Genomic DNA, 16,350 nt, shown 5'->3' with positions numbered 1-16,350 from the left:
GCTACTTGCTGGTGAACTTCTCGTACTCCTTGAGGACCTCTTCGGTGGGCCCGTCCAGCATCAGCTTGCCCTTCTCCAGCCACAGCACCCGCTCGCACGTGTCGCGGATGGACTTGTTGTTGTGGCTGACGAGGAAGACCGTGCCGGCTTCCTTGCGCAGCTCACGGATGCGGGCCTCGGAGCGCTTCTGGAACCGCTTGTCGCCGGTGGCCAGCGCCTCGTCGATCATGAGCACGTCGTGGTTCTTGGCCGCGGCGATGGAGAAGCGCAACCGGGCCGCCATGCCGGAGGAGTAGGTGCGCATCGGCAGGGTGATGAAGTCGCCCTTCTCGTTGATGCCCGAGAAGTCCACGATGCCCTGGTAGCGGCGGCCGATCTCCTCGCGGGACATGCCCATGGCCAGGCCGCCGAGCACCACGTTCCGCTCGCCGGTCAGGTCGTTCATCATGGCCGCGTTCACGCCCAGCAGCGAGGGCTGGCCGTCCGTGTACACCTTGCCGCTCTCCGCGGGCAGCAGCCCGGCGATGGCCTTGAGCAGCGTGGACTTGCCCGAACCGTTGGAGCCGATCAGGCCGATGGCCTGGCCCCGGTAAGCGGTGAAGCTGACGCCCCGCACCGCGTGCACCTCGCGCATACCGCCGCCCGGCTTGCGGCGGACGATCCGGTTGAGAGCCGCTGTGGCGCTGCCCCTGCCCTTGGAGCCGCCGTAGACGCGGTAGACGATGTGCAGGTCCTCGGCGATGACGGTGGGCACCCACGGCACCGGTGTCTGCGCCGCCTGGACCTCGGTCTTGGTGCCGGTCTCGGCGGGAGGCCCGCTCGGCTCGGTCTGCTCAGCCACGGCCATAACGCTCCTCCGCCTTCCAGAAGAAAACAAATCCGCCGACGCCGATGACAACCGCCCAGCCCAGGGCGAGCGCCCACACGTGCGAGGGGAGCTGGCTGCTGGGGTATTCATGGATGAAGGAGAACCGCATCAGGTCCATGTACACGGCGGCGGGGTTGGCCTGCAACAGGTCGGCCACCCAGCCCGGCGCATTCGCGTTGTGCTCCAGCATGTGCTTGAGCGGGAACATCACACCGGACGCGTACATCCAGGTCCGGGTCACGAACGGCATCAGCTGCGCCAGGTCCGGGGTCTTGCTGCCCAGCCGGGCCAGGATCAGGGCCAGGCCGGTGTTGAAGACGAACTGGAAAGCCAGCGTCGGCAGGATCAGCAGCCAGGAGAACCTCGGCAGCTCACCGAACCCGAGCAGGATGACGACCAGCACGATCATCGAGTAGAGCAGCTGCTGGAGCTGCTGCAGCGCCACCGAGATCGGCAGCGCCGCGCGCGGGAAGTGCAGGGCCCGTACCAGTCCGAGGTTCGAGGAGATCGCCCGCACCCCGGTGAGTACCGAAGTCTGAGTGAAGGTGAAGACGAACACCCCGGTGACCAGGAACGGGATGTAGTTGTCCTTACCGCCCGGCGTGCCGTCCCGGCCGCCCAGCAGCATGCCGAAGATGAAGTAGTAGACGGCCGCGTTCAGCAGCGGCGTCGCGACCTGCCACAACTGGCCCAGCTTCGCCTGGCTGTACTGCGCTGTCAGCTTCGCCCGGGAGAAGGCCAGAATGAAGTGCCGCCGCGCCCACAACTGCCGCACGTAGTCGGGCAGCGAGGGGCGCGCTCCGCTGACCGACAGGCCGTACTTGGCCGCGAGTTCGGACGGTGTCAGCCGGTCGTCCGGTGACGGCGGAGGCAGCACGCCGACCGAACTGTCGGCGCTGTCGTGGGTTGTCTCGCTCACGTTGGAAACTTTCGTCCTCACACTGCGCAAGTGAATCCGGGGCTGATGCTCTCAGACACGAGCTTGTCAGATCACGGGCGGGCGTCCCAGCCGCGTCAGACGCCATACCGTACGCCACCGCATCGGCCTGCGTACGCCCGCCGGCGTGGTCCAGCCTTCCTTGAAGCCGCCCAGCCAGGCCCGCAGCGCCGGCATGGAGGGGCGCCGGGCCAGGGTCAGCAGCAGCCATACCCCCAGGTACACGGGGACGAGCAGCGCGGGAAGGTTGCGGCGGGCGAGCCAGACGCGGTTGCGGGCCACCATCCGGTGGTAGACGGCGTGCCTGCTGGGGGCCGTTGTCGGGTGGTGCAGCACCATGTCGGCGCGGTACTCGATGCCCCAGCCCGCGTCGAGCGCGCGCCAGGCCAGGTCGGTCTCCTCGTGGGCGTAGAAGAACTCGTCGGGCAGGCCGCCGACTTCGGCCAGCACCTTGGTACGCGTGGCGTTGGCGCCGCCGAGGAAGGTGGTGACTCTCGAGGAGCGCATCGGGTCGGAGGCGCGCAGCCGGGGCACGTGGCGGCGCTGGGTGACGCCCGTCTCCGGGTCGGCGATACGGAAGCTGATGATGCCCAGTTTCGGGTCGGCCTCGAACGCCGCCCGCACCAGCTCGGCGGTGTCGGCTCCGGGCAGCAGCCCGTCGTCGTCCAGAAACAGCAGTGCGTCCACCTCGGCGCCCGAGGGGCCGAACGCCTCGATCCCGACATTCCGCCCACCGGGGATGCCGAGATTTTCCGGAAGCTCGACCTTCCGTACACCGTCCGGCAGCTCCGGCAACGGCGCGCCGTTACCCACCACGACGACCTCGATCGCCTCGCCGTGCTGTTTGGCGACCGACTCCAGCAGCGCGCGGAGCTCCTCGGGGCGGTTGCCCATGGTGAGCACGACGGCACCCAGTCGCATCGTCTTCGCGGCCTCCGTCACCGCTTCTCCGCCCTCCGTCACTTCAGCCTGCTCGAGGCCAGGATGGACACCAGGTGCAGCAGCGTCTGGAGCACCGCGATGGCCGCCAGGACGACGACGCCGAGCCTGGAGAAGAACAGGTCGCCCCTGATCTCGTCGATGACCGCGAGGACGAGGATCAGCAAGGACGCCTCGATACCCAGCACCAGCCGGTGGAACTTCAGCGCCGCTGCGGCCTTGCGCGCCAGCGCGAGGCCCGAGGAGCGCGGCTCGGACGCCGACTCCTTGACCGGTGGCAGCCCGCCCTGGTGGCGCGCCACGCCCACCAGGTCGGACTCCGCCTTGATCAGGATGGCGCCGAGCGCGGCCAGCGTGCCCAGGAAAGCCCACAGCCAGTCGATCCGGCCGCCGCCCCACAGGTCGGCGGCGCGCAGGCCGAAGCCGACCAGCACGGCCGCGTCGCACAGGTAGGCGCCCACCCGGTCCAGGTAGACCCCGCCCAGCGAGAACTGCTTCTTCCAGCGGGCCACCTCGCCGTCGACGCAGTCGAGCAGCAGGTAGAGCTGGACCATCACCACACCCAGGACCGCGCCGAGGACGCCCGGCACCAGCAATGCCGGCAGCGCCAGCACCCCGGCGAGGGTCATCACATACGTCAGCTGGTTGGGGGTGACCCGGGTGTTCACCAGGTGCCGGTCGACGCGCAGCGAGAGCTCGCGCATATAGAGCCGGCCCGCCCAGTGCTCACCGCTGCGCCGGTCCTTCACCCCGGCGGGGTGGACGACCGGCCGCAGCTCAGCTACCGATGGTTTGTGCATAGTCCGCGTACGCGTCCCTGATCTGGTCGGTGGACAGGTCGAGGTGTTCCAGGATCGTGTACCGCCCGGGGCGGGTCTGCGGCGCGTACGCGACGGCCTCGACGAACTCGTCCGGGTCGAAGCCGATGTCGGCGGGCAGCACCGGCAGCTGGTGCCGGCGCATGACCTCCACCATCAGCTTGGCCGTGTCCTTGTCCCCGCGCAGATAGGTGGCGAAGGCGGCGCCGAGGCCGCACTGCTCGCCATGCGGAGCGGCGCGCTTGGGGAAGAGCAGGTCGAAGGCGTGGTTGATCTCGTGGCAGGCGCCGGAGGCGGGACGGCTGTCCCCGGCGACCGACATCGAGATACCGGTGAGTACCAGGCCCTCGGCGAGCACCTGGAGGAAGCCGTCGTCGCTGACATCCCCCGGATGGTGCAGGAGTGCTTCACCGGCCTGGCGTGCCATGGCGGCAGCCAGTCCGTCGATGGCCTCCCCGTGCACCTCGTGCCCCAGCTCCCAGTCCTTGACGGCGGAGATGTTGGAGATCACATCGCCGATGCCGGAGCGGATGTAGCGCTCGGGGGCCTCGCGGATGACGTCGAGGTCGATGACGACGGCGATCGGGTTGGGCACCCCGTAGGAGCCGCGGCCCGCGTCGTTGTCGAGGGTGGCGACGGGCGAACACAGGCCGTCGTGCGAGAGGTTGGTGGCGACCGCCACCAGCGGCAGCCCGATCCGTGCGGCCGCGTACTTCGCACAGTCGATGATCTTGCCGCCGCCGAGCCCGACGACCGCGTCGTAGCGCCCGGACTTCTTCATGGTGTCGGCGAGCTTGATCGCGTCGTCCAGCGTGCCACCGCCCACCTCGTACCAGGAGGCGTTCGGCAGCAGGGGCGCGAACCGGTCGCGCAGCGCTGCGCCGGAGCCACCGCTGATGGCGAAGGCGAGCTTGCCGTTGGTGGAGATCCGCTGATCGGCCAACAGGCCCGCCAGGTCGTCCAGTGCGCCGCGGCTGATGTCCACGACGACCGGCGACGGGATGAGGCGGGTCAGTACTGGCATGCGATCTCCCGGCCCTTGGCGAGGTCGTCGTGGTTGTCGATCTCGACCCACTTGACGTCGCCGATGGGGGCGATGTCGACCTTGAAGCCGCGGTTGACCAGCTCCTGGTAGCCGTCCTCGTAGTAGAGCTGCGGGTCCTTCTCGAAGGTGGCCTTCAGCGCGTCGGCCAGCTCCGCGCCGGCCTCCGGCTCGATCAGGGTGAGGCCGATGTACTCGCCGGTGGCCTCGGCGGGGTCCATCAGCTTCGTGATGCGCTGCACGCCCTTGGCCGGGTCGACGACGACCTTCATCTCCTCGTCGGCGAGGTCCTTGACCGTGTCGAGGGCGAGGATGATCTTCTGGCCGTTGCCGCGCGCGTCCAGCAGCGTCTTCTCCACGGAGACGGGGTGCACGGTGTCGCCGTTGGCGAGCAGCACGCCCTCCTTGAAGACCTCACGGGCGCAGTAGAGGGAGTAGGCGTTGTTCCACTCCTCGGCCTTGTCGTTGTCGATCAGGGTGAGCTTGACGCCGTGCCTGGCTTCCAGCTCGGCCTGTCGCTCGTAGACGGCCTCCTTGCGGTAGCCCACGACGACCGCGACATCGGTCAGACCGACCTGTGCGAAGTTGGCCAGGGCGATGTCGAGCACGGTGGTCTCACCGTCGACGGGCACCAGAGCCTTGGGCAGGGTGTCGGTGTAGGGGCGCAGACGCCGTCCGGCGCCGGCGGCCAGCACGAGGCCGATCATGCGGGTTCTCCTGTTTCGTCGTGTACTGCGGGTGCTTGCGACGACACCCAGAAACGGATGCTCTCGACGAGCACCACGGCCGCGATGACCACGGCGAGCGCGGTCAGCGCGAAATTGAAGCCTTGCATGTGGCCGCCATCGCCCAGCCAGAGGGCCGCCGCGACGGTGACCACCAGGGTCCGTCCTTCATGCCCCCCGACCGCCCGCACCAGCCAGTGCGGAGGCGCTCCGGTGCCACCGCGGATGCGGTACACCGTGTCGTAGTGATGGTAGGCGAGAGCCGCTACCAGCCCGAATGCCGCGGGGAGCGTGCCGTCGGTGTCGGCACGGGCGGCCAGCACCAGGATCGTGCCGTATTCCGCGATACGGAAGAACGGCGGCAGCAGCCAGTCCAGCGGGCCCATGAGGGGCCGGGCGAGGGCGACCCCGGCACAGAGTGCGTAGACCGCGGCCGCGAGTACGGGCCAGTAGCCGCCGAGCGGCGCGGCCCAAGCGGTGGCGAGGATCACTGCGCCACCGAACAGGGCGACGGCGGGTACACCCAGCAGCGGCAGCCGGACGGGCCGCAGCAGCCGCGCCGCGAGCTCGGCGAGCGGGCCGCTGTCGGTGAGCGCGCGGATGCCCGCGGCCGCGCGGTCGGTGCGGGCCCTGCGGTGCAGGGAGCGCAGCAGCCGGCCCGCCGTGGTGTAGCAGGCGGCGAGGGTGCCCGCGGCGAGCAGCACCAGGAAGGTGACGCGCGGAGTGGTGGCGGCCGTCAGTACGGCGATGAGAGCCCAGCGCTCACCGATGGGCAGCACTATCATCCGCCGGGCCCATACGGTCCAGCCCGCGCTGTCCAGCCTGCTGGAGAGGGCCGCGGTGCGGCTGGTGTTCTCCGAGGCGTCCTGACCGGCCTCGCTGAAGGAGAAGTCGACGGTGTGCCGCGCGGTCATCAGCAGCATGGCGCCGAGCGCCAGGGCCCATACGTCGTCCCCGCCGCGTGCCGCACCGAGCGCGAGGCCCGCGTAGTACGCGTACTCCTTCGCCCGGTCGAAGGTGGCGTCGAGCCAGGCGCCGAGCTTGGAGTACTGCAGGTCGTAGCGGGCGAGCTGGCCGTCGGTCGCGTCCAGCACGAACGAGGCGATCAGCAGCACGCCAGCGGCGACGAAGCCCCACCGCTCACCCGTGGCGGCGCATCCGGCGGCGATCAGCGCGGTGACCAGCGACGCCGTGGTGACCTGGTTGGGGGTCAGACCCCGGCGGGCGCACCAGCGGGCGATGTAGCGCGAGTAGGGGCTGATGCAGAAGGTGGTGAAGAAGCCGTCGCGGGACTTGACCGCGGAGCGCAGCCGTACCGCCTCGTCGTCGACCGCGGCGACCGCGGCCTCGGCCTCCTTGCGCGCCGTCTCGTCGGTGGGGACGGTCGCCACGAGGGTGCCCAGCTCGGGCCGGTGCACCTGCACGCCGGCCGCCTCCAGTGCCGCTGCCGCCTCCTGGGGGCCGCCCGTCAGCGCGCCCGGCAGCGCGCGCCGGGCCTCGGGGGTGACGCCGAGCACACCGGGCAGCGCTCCCGCCTCGAAGCGGGGATCCTTCAGCGCGAGGCGCAGGGCGTGGGTGTGGCCGACGAAGCGGGGGTCGATCAGGGCCAGTCGTTCGTTCGCCGCCGCGGCAGCCAGGTGGCCGTCGAGTTCGGCGGGCCGGGAGGCCACGCGCACATCGAAGCCGAGCGAGCGCAGGTCGGCCTCGAGCGACGACCCGGCAACCGGCGGACCGGTGAGGATGGCGGTCGACAGAACGAACTCACTCCTTGGAAGCTGGCATACCCGCGCGAGAGGGGACAACTGAGGCAGCGGGCAGCGTGCGCCGTCACCCGCAGGGGGTCGGCAGCACGTCGGCAGAGAGTATCGGATCGCCAAAGGGAGCCTTCACCGAGCGTTCACCGCCCCGGTGTTGCCCGGGAAGCGCCCGCGCGCCCCAGCATGGTGGATCACCGGCTCGCGCCACAACCGAGGCCGATAGGGTTCGGGCCATGACGTGGTTGATCACAGGTGGCGCGGGCTATATCGGCGCGCACGTCGCACGGGCCATGACGGCCGCCGGGGAGCGCGCCGTCGCGCTGGACGACCTGTCCAGCGGACTGGCCGAGCGGCTGCCGCCCGAGGTGCCGCTGGTACGCGGTTCCGTGCTGGACCGCCCGCTGCTGGACCGCACGCTCGCCGAGCACGGCGTGACCGGTGTGATCCATCTCGCGGCCAAGAAGCAGGTGGGCGAGTCCGTCGAGCAGCCGTTGGCCTATTACGAGGAGAACGTGCACGGACTGGTCACCCTGCTGGGTGCCGTGGTCGACGCGGGGGTGGGGCGCCTCGTCTTCTCCTCCTCCGCCGCGGTCTACGGAATGCCGGACGTGGACCTGGTCACCGAGCAGACGCCGACCGAACCGATCAACCCGTACGGCGAGACCAAGCTGGCCGGCGAGTGGCTGGTGCGGGCGACGGGCCGGGCGCACGGGCTGACCACGGCCTGCCTGCGCTACTTCAACGTGGCCGGCGCCGCGGAGCCCGAGCTGGCCGACACCGGGATCTTCAACATCATCCCGATGTTCTTCGACGCGCTGACCAGGGGCGAGGCCCCCCGGATCTTCGGCGACGACTACCCGACCCCGGACGGCACCTGCGTACGGGACTACATCCATGTGCGGGACCTGGCCGAGGCGCATGTCGCGGCGGCCCGCGCCCTGGCGGCCGGCGCCCCGGCGGAGCAGGGAACCGCGCAGGAGAAGCCGCGGACGGCCGGGAGCGACCTGACACTCGACGTCGGCACCGGCACCGGCGTCTCCGTGCGGGAGATGGCCGAACTCGTGGCCGAGGTCACCGGCAGACCGGAGCCGGCGCCCCGGGTGGTCGCGCGCCGCCCCGGCGACCCCGCGCGGGTGGTGGCCTCGGCGGAGCGTATCCGTACGGAGCTGGGCTGGGAGCCGCGCTTCGGGGTGCGCGAGATGGTCGCCTCGGCGTGGGAGGGCTGGCTGCTGCGCCATCCGGAGGCCCGCACGCCGACGGCCTGAGACGGCGTGTCGTCGGCAGTCGCACATCGACAGCAATGGGCACAGGTACGCGCGAATACGCGCGAGGTAGACAGAATCCCGCAGAATGCGGAGTTGACGTGCTGCCTGCGGCACACTGGATCACGCTGCCCACAGGCCCACCCGAAGGATCACCATGGCGAACAGCCCAGCGGCCCCGATCATGCTCGAACTGGTCGACGAGGACGGGACGACGATCGGCACCGCGGAGAAGCTCTCCGCGCATGTGGCTCCCGGGCAGCTGCACCGCGCCTTCTCCGTCTTCCTCTTCGACGAGGGGGGCAGACTGCTGCTGCAGCGCCGGGCGCTGGGCAAGTACCATTCTCCGGGGGTGTGGTCCAACACCTGCTGCGGCCATCCGTATCCGGCCGAGCCGCCGTTCGCCGCCGCTGCCCGGCGGGTCGGCGAGGAACTGGGGGTGGCGCCCTCGCTGCTGCGGGAGGCGGGCACCGTCCGCTACAACCATCCGGACCCGGCGTCGGGGCTGGTCGAGCAGGAGTTCAACCACCTGTTCGTGGGGCTGCTGCGGGACGAGCTGCGCCCTGACCCCGAGGAGATCTCCGAGACCGCGTTCGTGACCTGGGACGAGCTGGAGAAGCGGCACGCGACGGACCCGTTCTCCACCTGGTTCATGACCGTGCTGGACGCCGCCAGACCGGCGATCCGCGAGCTGACGGGCGGCACCGGGAACTGGTGAGCGGCACCGGCTCATAGCAGGGCAGGGACCATGGCAGGGCCCGGGCCACGACAGAGCACGGGCCATGTGACAGAGCACGGGCCCCAGGGACCGTGGGACGGCACGGAATCCCCGAAGTGCTGCCCGGCCGAGTGGCGGCCGAGCGGGCTCAGCCGAGTGGCAGCGCGGCCCAGACGACCTTGCCGCCCGCTCCGGTCTGCTCCACGTCGCACACCCCGCCCGCCTCGCTGGTGAGCGTCTTGACCAGCAGCAGTCCCCGGCCGCCGGTGTTCTCCCGGAACGGCTCGGCCTCCAGCGCCTTGGGCCGGTAGGGGTGACTGTCCTCCACCGCCACCCTGAGCCATCCGCCGCTCAGCGAGACCTCCACCCCGATCTCGGGCGAGAGCAGCGCCGCGTGCTGCACGGCGTTGGTGACCAGCTCCGAGAGGATCAGCAGCGCTCCCTCCAGCACCTCCTGGGGAACGTGTGCCGGCTGCCGCTCGAGCAGATCGCGCGCGGCGTGCCGCAGCCGGGGAACCGAGGAGGCGGTCGTCGGCGCGGTGAACCGCCATGCGCCCTCCTGCGGCCCCGGCGCACTGGCGTGCGCGTACCCCAGCGAGCCCTCGAGGCCGCAGCCTAGTGTTCTGGGGTCGGACCGCCGTTGCCGCTCCGCGCGCTCCCGCAGCGGCAGCACGGCGGCGACCGCGCTCACCGCCCCCGTCACCGCCCCGGCGCGGACCGCGCTCAGGGCCCCGTCTCTCTCCCCGGCTGGTGGAGCCTCGTCGACAACTCCGGACAGCTGCCCACCGCGGCTCTCCATCTGAGCACCCACTCTCCTGCTCGGTACCTGGATGTACTTGCAGATGTACTTGCATTGCATGGTGGTACCGCGCGGAGCCGACCTGGTCCGGTGACTGCAACTTGGCACGTATCGATGGCATTTGACAGAAGACTTACGCCCCGGTCTGCTCCGTGACAGATCGCGCCCCGGATACGATCACGCTCATGGAGCCGATCTTGCGTGTACGGGCGGAGCACGACGAGGGCGTCCGGACCCTCACCATCGACCACCCCGCCAAGCGCAACGCCATGACGCCCGCGATGTGGCGCAGGCTGCCCGAACTGCTGGCCGAGCTCGCGGCCGACCCCGACGTACGCGTCCTGGTGCTGACCGGAGCCGACGGCACCTTCTGTGCGGGTGCGGACATCAGCGCACTACGGGACACGGCCGAGGGAGCATCGGGTAATGGCGGCGCCGCGCGGGAGCAGCAGGCGCTGGCCGTGGCGGCTGAGGAGGCGCTGGCCGCCTTCCCCAGGCCGACGCTCGCGCTGGTACGCGGACACTGCGTCGGCGGCGGCTGTCAGCTCGCCGCCGCCTGTGATCTGCGGTTCGCCGCGCACGACGCGCGCTTCGGGATCACCCCGGCCAAGCTGGGCATCGTCTACCCCGCCTCCTCCACCGAGCGTCTGGTGCGCCTGACCGGCCCTGCCACCGCCAAGTTCCTGCTCTACTCCGGGGAACTGATCGACGCTGAGCGGGCGCTGCGGGTGGGGCTGGTGGACGAGGTGCACCCTGGGGCGGAACTCGACAAAAGGGTCGCCGAATTCGCGCGGACCCTCGCGGCGCGGTCCGCGCTGACCCAGGCGGCGGCCAAGGAGTTCGCCGACGGCCGCACCGGTCCCGACCGGGTCGAGCACTGGCAACGTGAGGCCGCGCGCAGTAATGAGGCCGCCGAAGGGGTTGCCGCCTTCCTCGACCGCCGAGCTCCGCGATTTGTTTGGCCGCGACCCTGAATGGCTACCGCAGGCTTGGGCAGTCCGCCATGGGGGTACCTCCCGGACGGCGTCTGGGGGAGCAGGGCGGGCAAGCGCAGCCCCCCATGCGGGGTACGCAGGATTCGAGGGGCAAGCCTTCAAGCGGTGTGTACCCAGCGGTAGCGTACGGGCATGAGGCCACTTCCCGAACGCGCCGGGCGGCGCTGCCACAACGCCCTGAACGCCCTGCACTCCACGCTCTACTTCTCACCCGCGCTGGGGAAGGAACTCTCCCCCTACGGCATCGACGCCCCGCACGCCGTCAATCTGGCCACGCGGTCCGCGCCGCTGGGAGCGGTGGGCGCGGGCACGGTGACGGCCACCTTCTACAACTACAGCCACGCACTGGTCGCCCGCTTCGTCCCGGAGGTGTGGGACGCCGCGTCCCCTCAGACCGTGCTGGCGGCCCGGCTGCGTGCCGTCGACTCGACGCTGCGCGGCCTGCTGGGCGAGGAGGCGGTGGGCTCCCCCGAGACGACGGAGGCGGCCCGGCTGGCGCTGCGCGCCGCCGAGGGCTGCGACCGTTCCGGACGTCCGCTCTACTCCGCCAACGCTGACCTGCCCGTTCCGCCGCTGGAGACCTCGCCGCACCTCGCGCTGTGGCACGCGGCGGCACTGCTGCGCGAGCACCGCGGGGACGGCCACATAGCCGCTCTCCAGCACGCCGAACTCGACGCGCTGGAGGCGCTGGTGAGCCACACCGCCAGCGGGCACGGGATGAACCCCAGGTGGGTGATGGACACCCGCGGGTACAACGAGCGGGACTGGGCCGCGGCTCAGCAGCGGCTGGCCGACCGCGGGCTGCTGGACGCGGACGGGGAGCTGACCGAGCGGGGCACCGAGCTGCGCAAACGGCTGGAGGAGGAGACCGACCGGCTGGACCGGCGCCCCTATGAGCTGCTGGGGGCCGAGGGCGTGGCCCGGCTGACCGAGCTGGCCGGCGCGTTCGCCCGGACGGCGACCCAGGCGGGAGCGTTCCCGGCCGATCTGATCAGCAAGCGCTGACACACCGGCCGAGCAGCCGACCTGTACACCCCCGGTGGGGCCCGCCGTCGTGCCCGCCTGCGCGGGGCTGTCCGACTCGCCTGCCACAATGCATGCCTACCGGGGGACCACAGCACCGAGAAGGCGGAACGAACCATCGTGACGACGACCATCGAAGGCAGGATCGCCGAGGAACTCGGCGTACGCGAGCGGCAGGTCCGCGCCGCTGTCGAGCTGCTCGACGGCGGGTCGACCGTGCCGTTCATCGCGCGCTACCGCAAGGAAGCGACCGAGATGCTCGACGACGCGCAGTTGCGCTCCCTGGAGGAGCGGCTGCGCTATCTGCGGGAGCTGGAGGAGCGGCGCGAGTCGATCCTGGAGTCCGTACGCGGGCAGGGCAAGCTCACCGAGGAGCTGGCGGAGCAGATCCGTGCCGCCGACTCCAAGGCGCGCCTGGAGGACATCTACCTGCCGTACAAGCCCAAGCGGCGCACCAAGGCGCAGATCGCCCGGGAGGCCGGTCTCGAACCTCTGGCCGAGGGGCTGCTCACGGACCCGACGGTGGAACCGTCCGCCGCGGCTGCCGCGTTCGTCGACGCCGACAAGGGTGTCGCGGATGCCGCCGCTGCCCTGGAGGGCGCCCGCGCGATCCTCACCGAGCGCTTCAGCGAGGACGCCGACCTGATCGGCGAGCTGCGCGAGAGGATGTGGGAGCGCGGCAGGATGGCCGCAAAGGTGCGGGAGGGCAAGGAGGAGCAGGGCGCCAAGTTCGCCGACTACTTCGACTTCGCCGAGAGCTTCACCGAGCTGCCCTCGCACCGGATTCTCGCGCTGCTGCGCGGCGAGAAGGAGGAGATCCTCGACCTCACCATGGAGCCCGATCCAGCCGGTGAGGAGGACGTACGGGGCCCGAGCTCCTACGAGCGCTCCATCGCCCAGCGCTTCGGGGTGCGGGACGAGGGACGCCCGGCGGACGCGTGGCTGGCGGAGACGGTGCGCTGGGCGTGGCGTACGCGCGTCCTGGTGCATCTGGGTATCGACCTGCGCACCCGGCTGCGGACCGCGGCCGAGGACGAGGCGGTGCGGGTCTTCGCGGCCAACCTGCGCGACCTGCTGCTCGCCGCGCCCGCCGGCACCCGTGCCACCCTCGGTCTCGACCCGGGGCTGCGGACGGGTGTGAAGGTGGCGGTGATCGACGCGACGGGCAAGGTCGCGGCGACCGACACCATCTACCCGCACGCGCCGCAGAAGCAGTGGGACCAGTCCCTGGCGAAGCTGGCGGCGCTCGCCGAGGCACACAAGGTGGAGCTGGTCGCCATCGGGAACGGCACCGCCTCCCGGGAGACCGACAAGCTCGCCGGTGAGCTGATCGCCGCCAAGCCGGAGCTCAAGCTGACCAAGGTGATGGTCTCCGAGGCGGGCGCCTCGGTCTACTCCGCCTCGGCCTACGCCTCGCAGGAGCTGCCCGAGCTGGATGTGTCGCTGCGCGGCGCCGTCTCCATCGCGCGGCGGCTCCAGGACCCGCTGGCCGAACTGGTGAAGATCGACCCCAAGTCCATCGGCGTGGGGCAGTATCAGCACGACCTGTCCGAGGTGAAGCTCTCGCGCTCCCTGGACGCGGTGGTGGAGGACTGCGTCAACGGCGTCGGGGTGGACGTCAACACCGCCTCGGCCCCGCTGCTGTCCCGGGTCTCGGGCATCGGCTCGGTCCTGGCGGAGAACATCGTGGCGCACCGCGACGCCAACGGCCCCTTCAAGAGCCGTCAGGAGCTCACGGACGTGGCGCGGCTCGGCCCCAAGGCGTTCGAGCAGTGCGCGGGCTTCCTGCGCATCCGCGGCGGTGACGACCCGCTGGACGCCTCGGCGGTGCACCCGGAGGCGTACCCGGTGGTCCGCGACATGGTCGCGAGGACGGGCGCCGATGTGCCGTCGCTGATCGGCAACGCCAAGGTGCTGCGTGCGCTCGATCCGAAGGAGTTCGTCAACGACTCGTTCGGGCTGCCCACGGTCACCGACATCCTGCGCGAGCTGGAGAAGCCGGGCCGCGACCCGCGTCCCGCCTTCCGCACGGCCAGCTTCAAGGAGGGCGTCGAGAAGCTCAGCGATCTGTCCAAGGGCATGGTGCTGGAGGGCGTGGTCACCAACGTGGCGGCGTTCGGCGCGTTCGTGGACGTCGGGGTGCACCAGGACGGGCTGGTACACGTTTCGGCGATGTCGAAGACGTTCGTCAAGGACCCCCGTGACGTGGTCAAGCCCGGCGACATCGTCAAGGTGCGGGTGCTGGAGGTGGACGAGGCCCGCAAGCGGATCTCGCTGACGCTCCGGCTGGACGACGAGCCGGAGGCGGGCGGCGCCCGCCGGGGTGGCCGGCGCAGCGGCGGCAGCCGCCCCGGTGCCGGCTCCGGTGGCGGCACTCCGCGGCAGCGCCAGGGATCGGGCAAGGGCGGAGGCGGTCGCCAGGGCGGCAACAAGGGCCGCGGTCAGGGCTCGTCGGCCCCGGCGCCGAGCAACAGTGAGATGGCGGAGGCCCTGCGCCGCGCCGGTCTGGCCTAGCCGGGCCCGCCCGCCGGGTGCTGTGCCCGCCGGTGCCAGTGCTGTGCCCGCCGTTGCCACGGGAGGAGTTGCCGTCGCAACGGCGGGCCGGGCGCCGGTGGCTCAGCTGTCGGCGCCGGGCATGTTGCCGTCCGCGTCGGTGGCCGCGGCGGCTCCGGTCATCTCGTACTCGGAGCCCAGCAGATGGGGCCTGCCCTGCGGGCGGATATAGGCGCTGGAGATGTGCAGCCAGTCCACGAAGAAGGCCGGCGCCCCCGAGGTCTCGCCGACGTAGACCTTCATCTTGTCGGACGGGTGGATCGTGGCCGTCAGCTGTGTGCCCCGGTCGTGCTCGCGGACCTCGGTGCTGAAGACGGCGAGCGAGCCGCCGTTCCTGGTGCGGAGCGCGTACACCGACTCGTGGGTCGACTCGCCCCGACTGAACTCGGCCGCGCCATGGGGGTTCAGCAGCTTGTTCTGCGTCTTGGGTATCTTGCTGATCCACTTGGTGGTCTTGGACGGCCGGAAGCCGCCCTCGGGGGTGACCTGCTCGGTGTAGAGGTCCAGCAGCGAGTCGGAGAGCGAGTCCGGGGCCAGGGCACCGGCCTTCTTCGCCGTGTTGGTGACCGGCACCGCGAAGCCGTCCTTGTCCTTGGCGAGTCGCGGCAGCTTCTTGGTCTCGCTGTAGGTGGCGGTGACCATCTTCCAGCCGCCGCCCTTCTGCTTCTCCATCACCAGGATGCCGGGGAACTTCCCCTTCTTCCCGTCGGGCCCCTGCGAGTACGCCACCATCGCGAACCAGTCTGCGGTGCCCTTGCGGGGGATGTAGTACTTGCGGTCGACGTAGGTGAAGGGCTCGCGGTACTCGGCGCGCCGCTTCGCCGTCCAGTTCTTCTGCATCTTGAAGGTGGCCTTGCTCTGCTGGAAGACGGCGCCGCCTTCGACGGTGGAGAGCAGCTTCGGGTCGGAGTTCTTGTTGGCCCGGTTGTTGACCTTCTCGTAGCGATCGATCAGCTTGGCTGCCTGAGCGCGGCTGACGACGCCGACCGCGGCGGACTGCTCCTTTCCGTCGGCCTTCGCTCCCGTACCGCCCTTGGCGTCCTTCGCGGAGCCGCCGCCGCATCCCGCCGCCACGAGGACCAGGCTGCCCGCGCAGGCCAGGCCCGCGATCCCCCGTACCGCACTCTTCATCGCACGCTCCCGTTGTTCACTGTTGTGCGCTGGGAGTATGCCGGGCAGCCCCGCTCCTCATGACGGCGGGGTACTCACAACCGCACCATCACCTCGTCGAGGTCCTTCCTGGCCAGGTCCGGGACCCGGGCACCAGCGACCGGATAGCCGACCGGGATGACATAGGCGCCCCGTTCCTCCGCCGGGCGGTCGCAGATCTCGTTGAGGAACCGCATCGGGCTCGGGGTATGGGTGAGGGTGGCGAGTCCGGCCTGGTGGAGGGTGGCGAGGAGGAAGCCGACGGCGATACCCACGGACTCCTTGGTGTAGTAGGGGCGCGGCGTTCGCGGTCCCTTGTGCACCTCGAAGACGACGATGACGGCGGGCGCGGTCTGCAGGAACGGCTTGTGCTCGTCGGTGCCGAGCGGGGCGAGGGCCGCCAGCCACTCGTCGGAGGCGCGGCGCCGGTAGAACTCGCGCTCCTCCTCCTCGGCCGCGGCACGCAGCCGTCGCTTACGCTCGGGGTCGGTGAGCACCACGAACCGCCAGGGCTGCACATGCGCTCCGCTGGGCGCCGTGGCAGCGGTACGCACCGCCCACTCCAGGACACCGTCCGGAACGGGGCGGCTGTCGAAGTCGCGGACGGTGCGGCGACGGGACATGATCTCGTAGAACGACCTGGCACGGTCCTCCGCCTGCTGTGCGGGGACCTCCAGCGGCCGGAGCGGAACCGTCGGGAGCCGGCCGGGGCCGGAACCGGGACTGAGCTGACTGGTACGGACCATGCCCGCAGCACAGCACATG

General features: G+C 70.8%; 15 protein-coding genes. 5 read left to right on the top strand and 10 right to left on the bottom strand.

What is annotated here, in order from left to right; translation table 11 throughout:
• Position 1: 1 nt before the first annotated feature.
• The 7 genes from JW592_RS25230 to JW592_RS25200 all read right to left on the bottom strand — a co-directional run bounded on the left by JW592_RS25230 (position 2) and on the right by JW592_RS25200 (position 7,083).
• Complete coding sequence (locus JW592_RS25230; RefSeq protein WP_229376791.1) at positions 2–847, bottom strand: ABC transporter ATP-binding protein; 846 nt, start codon at positions 845–847, stop codon at positions 2–4.
• Positions 834–1,787: an ABC transporter permease gene (locus JW592_RS25225; RefSeq protein ID WP_209267515.1), complete on the bottom strand. Its 954-nt coding sequence runs from the start codon at positions 1,785–1,787 to the stop codon at positions 834–836. Before JW592_RS25225 ends, JW592_RS25230 begins: the two co-directional genes overlap by 14 nt.
• Before the next feature lie 66 nt (positions 1,788–1,853).
• The gene (locus tag JW592_RS25220; protein ID WP_209267532.1) at positions 1,854–2,726 is read right to left on the bottom strand and encodes a glycosyltransferase family 2 protein; all 873 of its coding nucleotides are present in this window, start codon (positions 2,724–2,726) and stop codon (positions 1,854–1,856) included.
• A 38-nt stretch (positions 2,727–2,764) separates the two neighbouring features.
• Positions 2,765–3,544, bottom strand: coding sequence for a CDP-alcohol phosphatidyltransferase family protein (locus tag JW592_RS25215; RefSeq protein WP_209267514.1), 780 nt, complete (start codon positions 3,542–3,544; stop codon positions 2,765–2,767).
• A complete protein-coding gene (locus tag JW592_RS25210) occupies positions 3,522–4,586 on the bottom strand; it encodes an iron-containing alcohol dehydrogenase family protein (RefSeq protein ID WP_209267513.1) in 1,065 nt (354 codons plus the stop codon). Before JW592_RS25210 ends, JW592_RS25215 begins: the two co-directional genes overlap by 23 nt.
• Positions 4,574–5,311 (bottom strand): phosphocholine cytidylyltransferase family protein, encoded by a 738-nt coding sequence (locus JW592_RS25205; RefSeq protein WP_209267512.1) that lies wholly within the window; start codon positions 5,309–5,311, stop codon positions 4,574–4,576. The genes JW592_RS25210 and JW592_RS25205 overlap by 13 nt, the downstream gene beginning before the upstream one ends.
• Positions 5,308–7,083, bottom strand: a complete 1,776-nt coding sequence (locus tag JW592_RS25200) for a DUF5941 domain-containing protein (protein ID WP_209267531.1) — start codon at positions 7,081–7,083, stop codon at positions 5,308–5,310. Before JW592_RS25200 ends, JW592_RS25205 begins: the two co-directional genes overlap by 4 nt.
• A 236-nt stretch (positions 7,084–7,319) precedes the next feature.
• On the opposite strand from JW592_RS25200, the gene galE reads away from it, so the two are divergent.
• The gene (gene galE, locus JW592_RS25195) at positions 7,320–8,351 is read left to right on the top strand and encodes a UDP-glucose 4-epimerase GalE (protein ID WP_209267511.1); all 1,032 of its coding nucleotides are present in this window, start codon (positions 7,320–7,322) and stop codon (positions 8,349–8,351) included.
• A gap of 154 nt (positions 8,352–8,505) precedes the next feature.
• On the top strand, positions 8,506–9,066 hold the full coding sequence (gene idi, locus JW592_RS25190; protein ID WP_209267510.1) for an isopentenyl-diphosphate Delta-isomerase: 561 nt from the start codon (positions 8,506–8,508) through the stop codon (positions 9,064–9,066).
• A gap of 148 nt (positions 9,067–9,214) precedes the next feature.
• Here idi and JW592_RS25185 read toward each other — a convergent pair whose 3' ends face one another.
• On the bottom strand, positions 9,215–9,661 hold the full coding sequence (locus JW592_RS25185) for an ATP-binding protein (protein WP_229376814.1): 447 nt from the start codon (positions 9,659–9,661) through the stop codon (positions 9,215–9,217).
• 389 nt (positions 9,662–10,050) lie between these two features.
• On the opposite strand from JW592_RS25185, the gene JW592_RS25180 reads away from it, so the two are divergent.
• From JW592_RS25180 to JW592_RS25170, 3 genes are all read left to right on the top strand, one after another.
• Complete coding sequence (locus tag JW592_RS25180) at positions 10,051–10,839, top strand: enoyl-CoA hydratase/isomerase family protein (protein ID WP_209267508.1); 789 nt, start codon at positions 10,051–10,053, stop codon at positions 10,837–10,839.
• Positions 10,840–10,992: 153 nt separating this feature from the next.
• Entirely contained in the window at positions 10,993–11,865 is an 873-nt protein-coding gene (locus JW592_RS25175; RefSeq protein WP_209267507.1) for an SCO6745 family protein, read from the top strand.
• A 138-nt stretch (positions 11,866–12,003) separates the two neighbouring features.
• Positions 12,004–14,397 (top strand): Tex family protein, encoded by a 2,394-nt coding sequence (locus JW592_RS25170; RefSeq protein ID WP_209267506.1) that lies wholly within the window; start codon positions 12,004–12,006, stop codon positions 14,395–14,397.
• Between the two features lie 102 nt (positions 14,398–14,499).
• On the opposite strand, the gene JW592_RS25165 is transcribed toward JW592_RS25170, so the two are convergent.
• Together JW592_RS25165 and JW592_RS25160 are read right to left on the bottom strand one after the other, a co-directional pair.
• Entirely contained in the window at positions 14,500–15,567 is a 1,068-nt protein-coding gene (locus tag JW592_RS25165; RefSeq protein ID WP_209267505.1) for a DUF8094 domain-containing protein, read from the bottom strand.
• Between the two features lie 74 nt (positions 15,568–15,641).
• Entirely contained in the window at positions 15,642–16,331 is a 690-nt protein-coding gene (locus JW592_RS25160; RefSeq protein ID WP_209267504.1) for a nitroreductase family protein, read from the bottom strand.
• Positions 16,332–16,350: the final 19 nt, after the last annotated feature.

Origin of the sequence: Streptomyces spirodelae (genome assembly GCF_017676385.1) — a bacterium.
In the GTDB taxonomy this organism is placed as follows: domain Bacteria; phylum Actinomycetota; class Actinomycetes; order Streptomycetales; family Streptomycetaceae; genus Streptomyces; species Streptomyces spirodelae.
Note: the sequence above shows the minus strand (reverse complement) of the source record. Positions and strands in the feature narration are given on the sequence as shown.

Excerpts from the sequence above, each read along its gene's own strand:
- JW592_RS25160 (WP_209267504.1), bottom strand. The coding sequence starts at position 16,331 with ATGGTCCGTACCAGTCAGCTCAGTCCCGGTTCCGGCCCCGGCCGGCTC.
- JW592_RS25165 (WP_209267505.1), bottom strand. The coding sequence starts at position 15,567 with ATGAAGAGTGCGGTACGGGGGATCGCGGGCCTGGCCTGCGCGGGCAGC.
- JW592_RS25215 (WP_209267514.1), bottom strand. The coding sequence starts at position 3,544 with ATGCACAAACCATCGGTAGCTGAGCTGCGGCCGGTCGTCCACCCCGCC.
- JW592_RS25205 (WP_209267512.1), bottom strand. The coding sequence starts at position 5,311 with ATGATCGGCCTCGTGCTGGCCGCCGGCGCCGGACGGCGTCTGCGCCCC.
- JW592_RS25210 (WP_209267513.1), bottom strand. The coding sequence starts at position 4,586 with ATGCCAGTACTGACCCGCCTCATCCCGTCGCCGGTCGTCGTGGACATC.
- JW592_RS25180 (WP_209267508.1), top strand. The coding sequence starts at position 10,051 with ATGGAGCCGATCTTGCGTGTACGGGCGGAGCACGACGAGGGCGTCCGG.
- galE (WP_209267511.1), top strand. The coding sequence starts at position 7,320 with ATGACGTGGTTGATCACAGGTGGCGCGGGCTATATCGGCGCGCACGTC.
- JW592_RS25220 (WP_209267532.1), bottom strand. The coding sequence starts at position 2,726 with ATGCGACTGGGTGCCGTCGTGCTCACCATGGGCAACCGCCCCGAGGAG.
- idi (WP_209267510.1), top strand. The coding sequence starts at position 8,506 with ATGGCGAACAGCCCAGCGGCCCCGATCATGCTCGAACTGGTCGACGAG.
- JW592_RS25175 (WP_209267507.1), top strand. The coding sequence starts at position 10,993 with ATGAGGCCACTTCCCGAACGCGCCGGGCGGCGCTGCCACAACGCCCTG.
- JW592_RS25230 (WP_229376791.1), bottom strand. The coding sequence starts at position 847 with ATGGCCGTGGCTGAGCAGACCGAGCCGAGCGGGCCTCCCGCCGAGACC.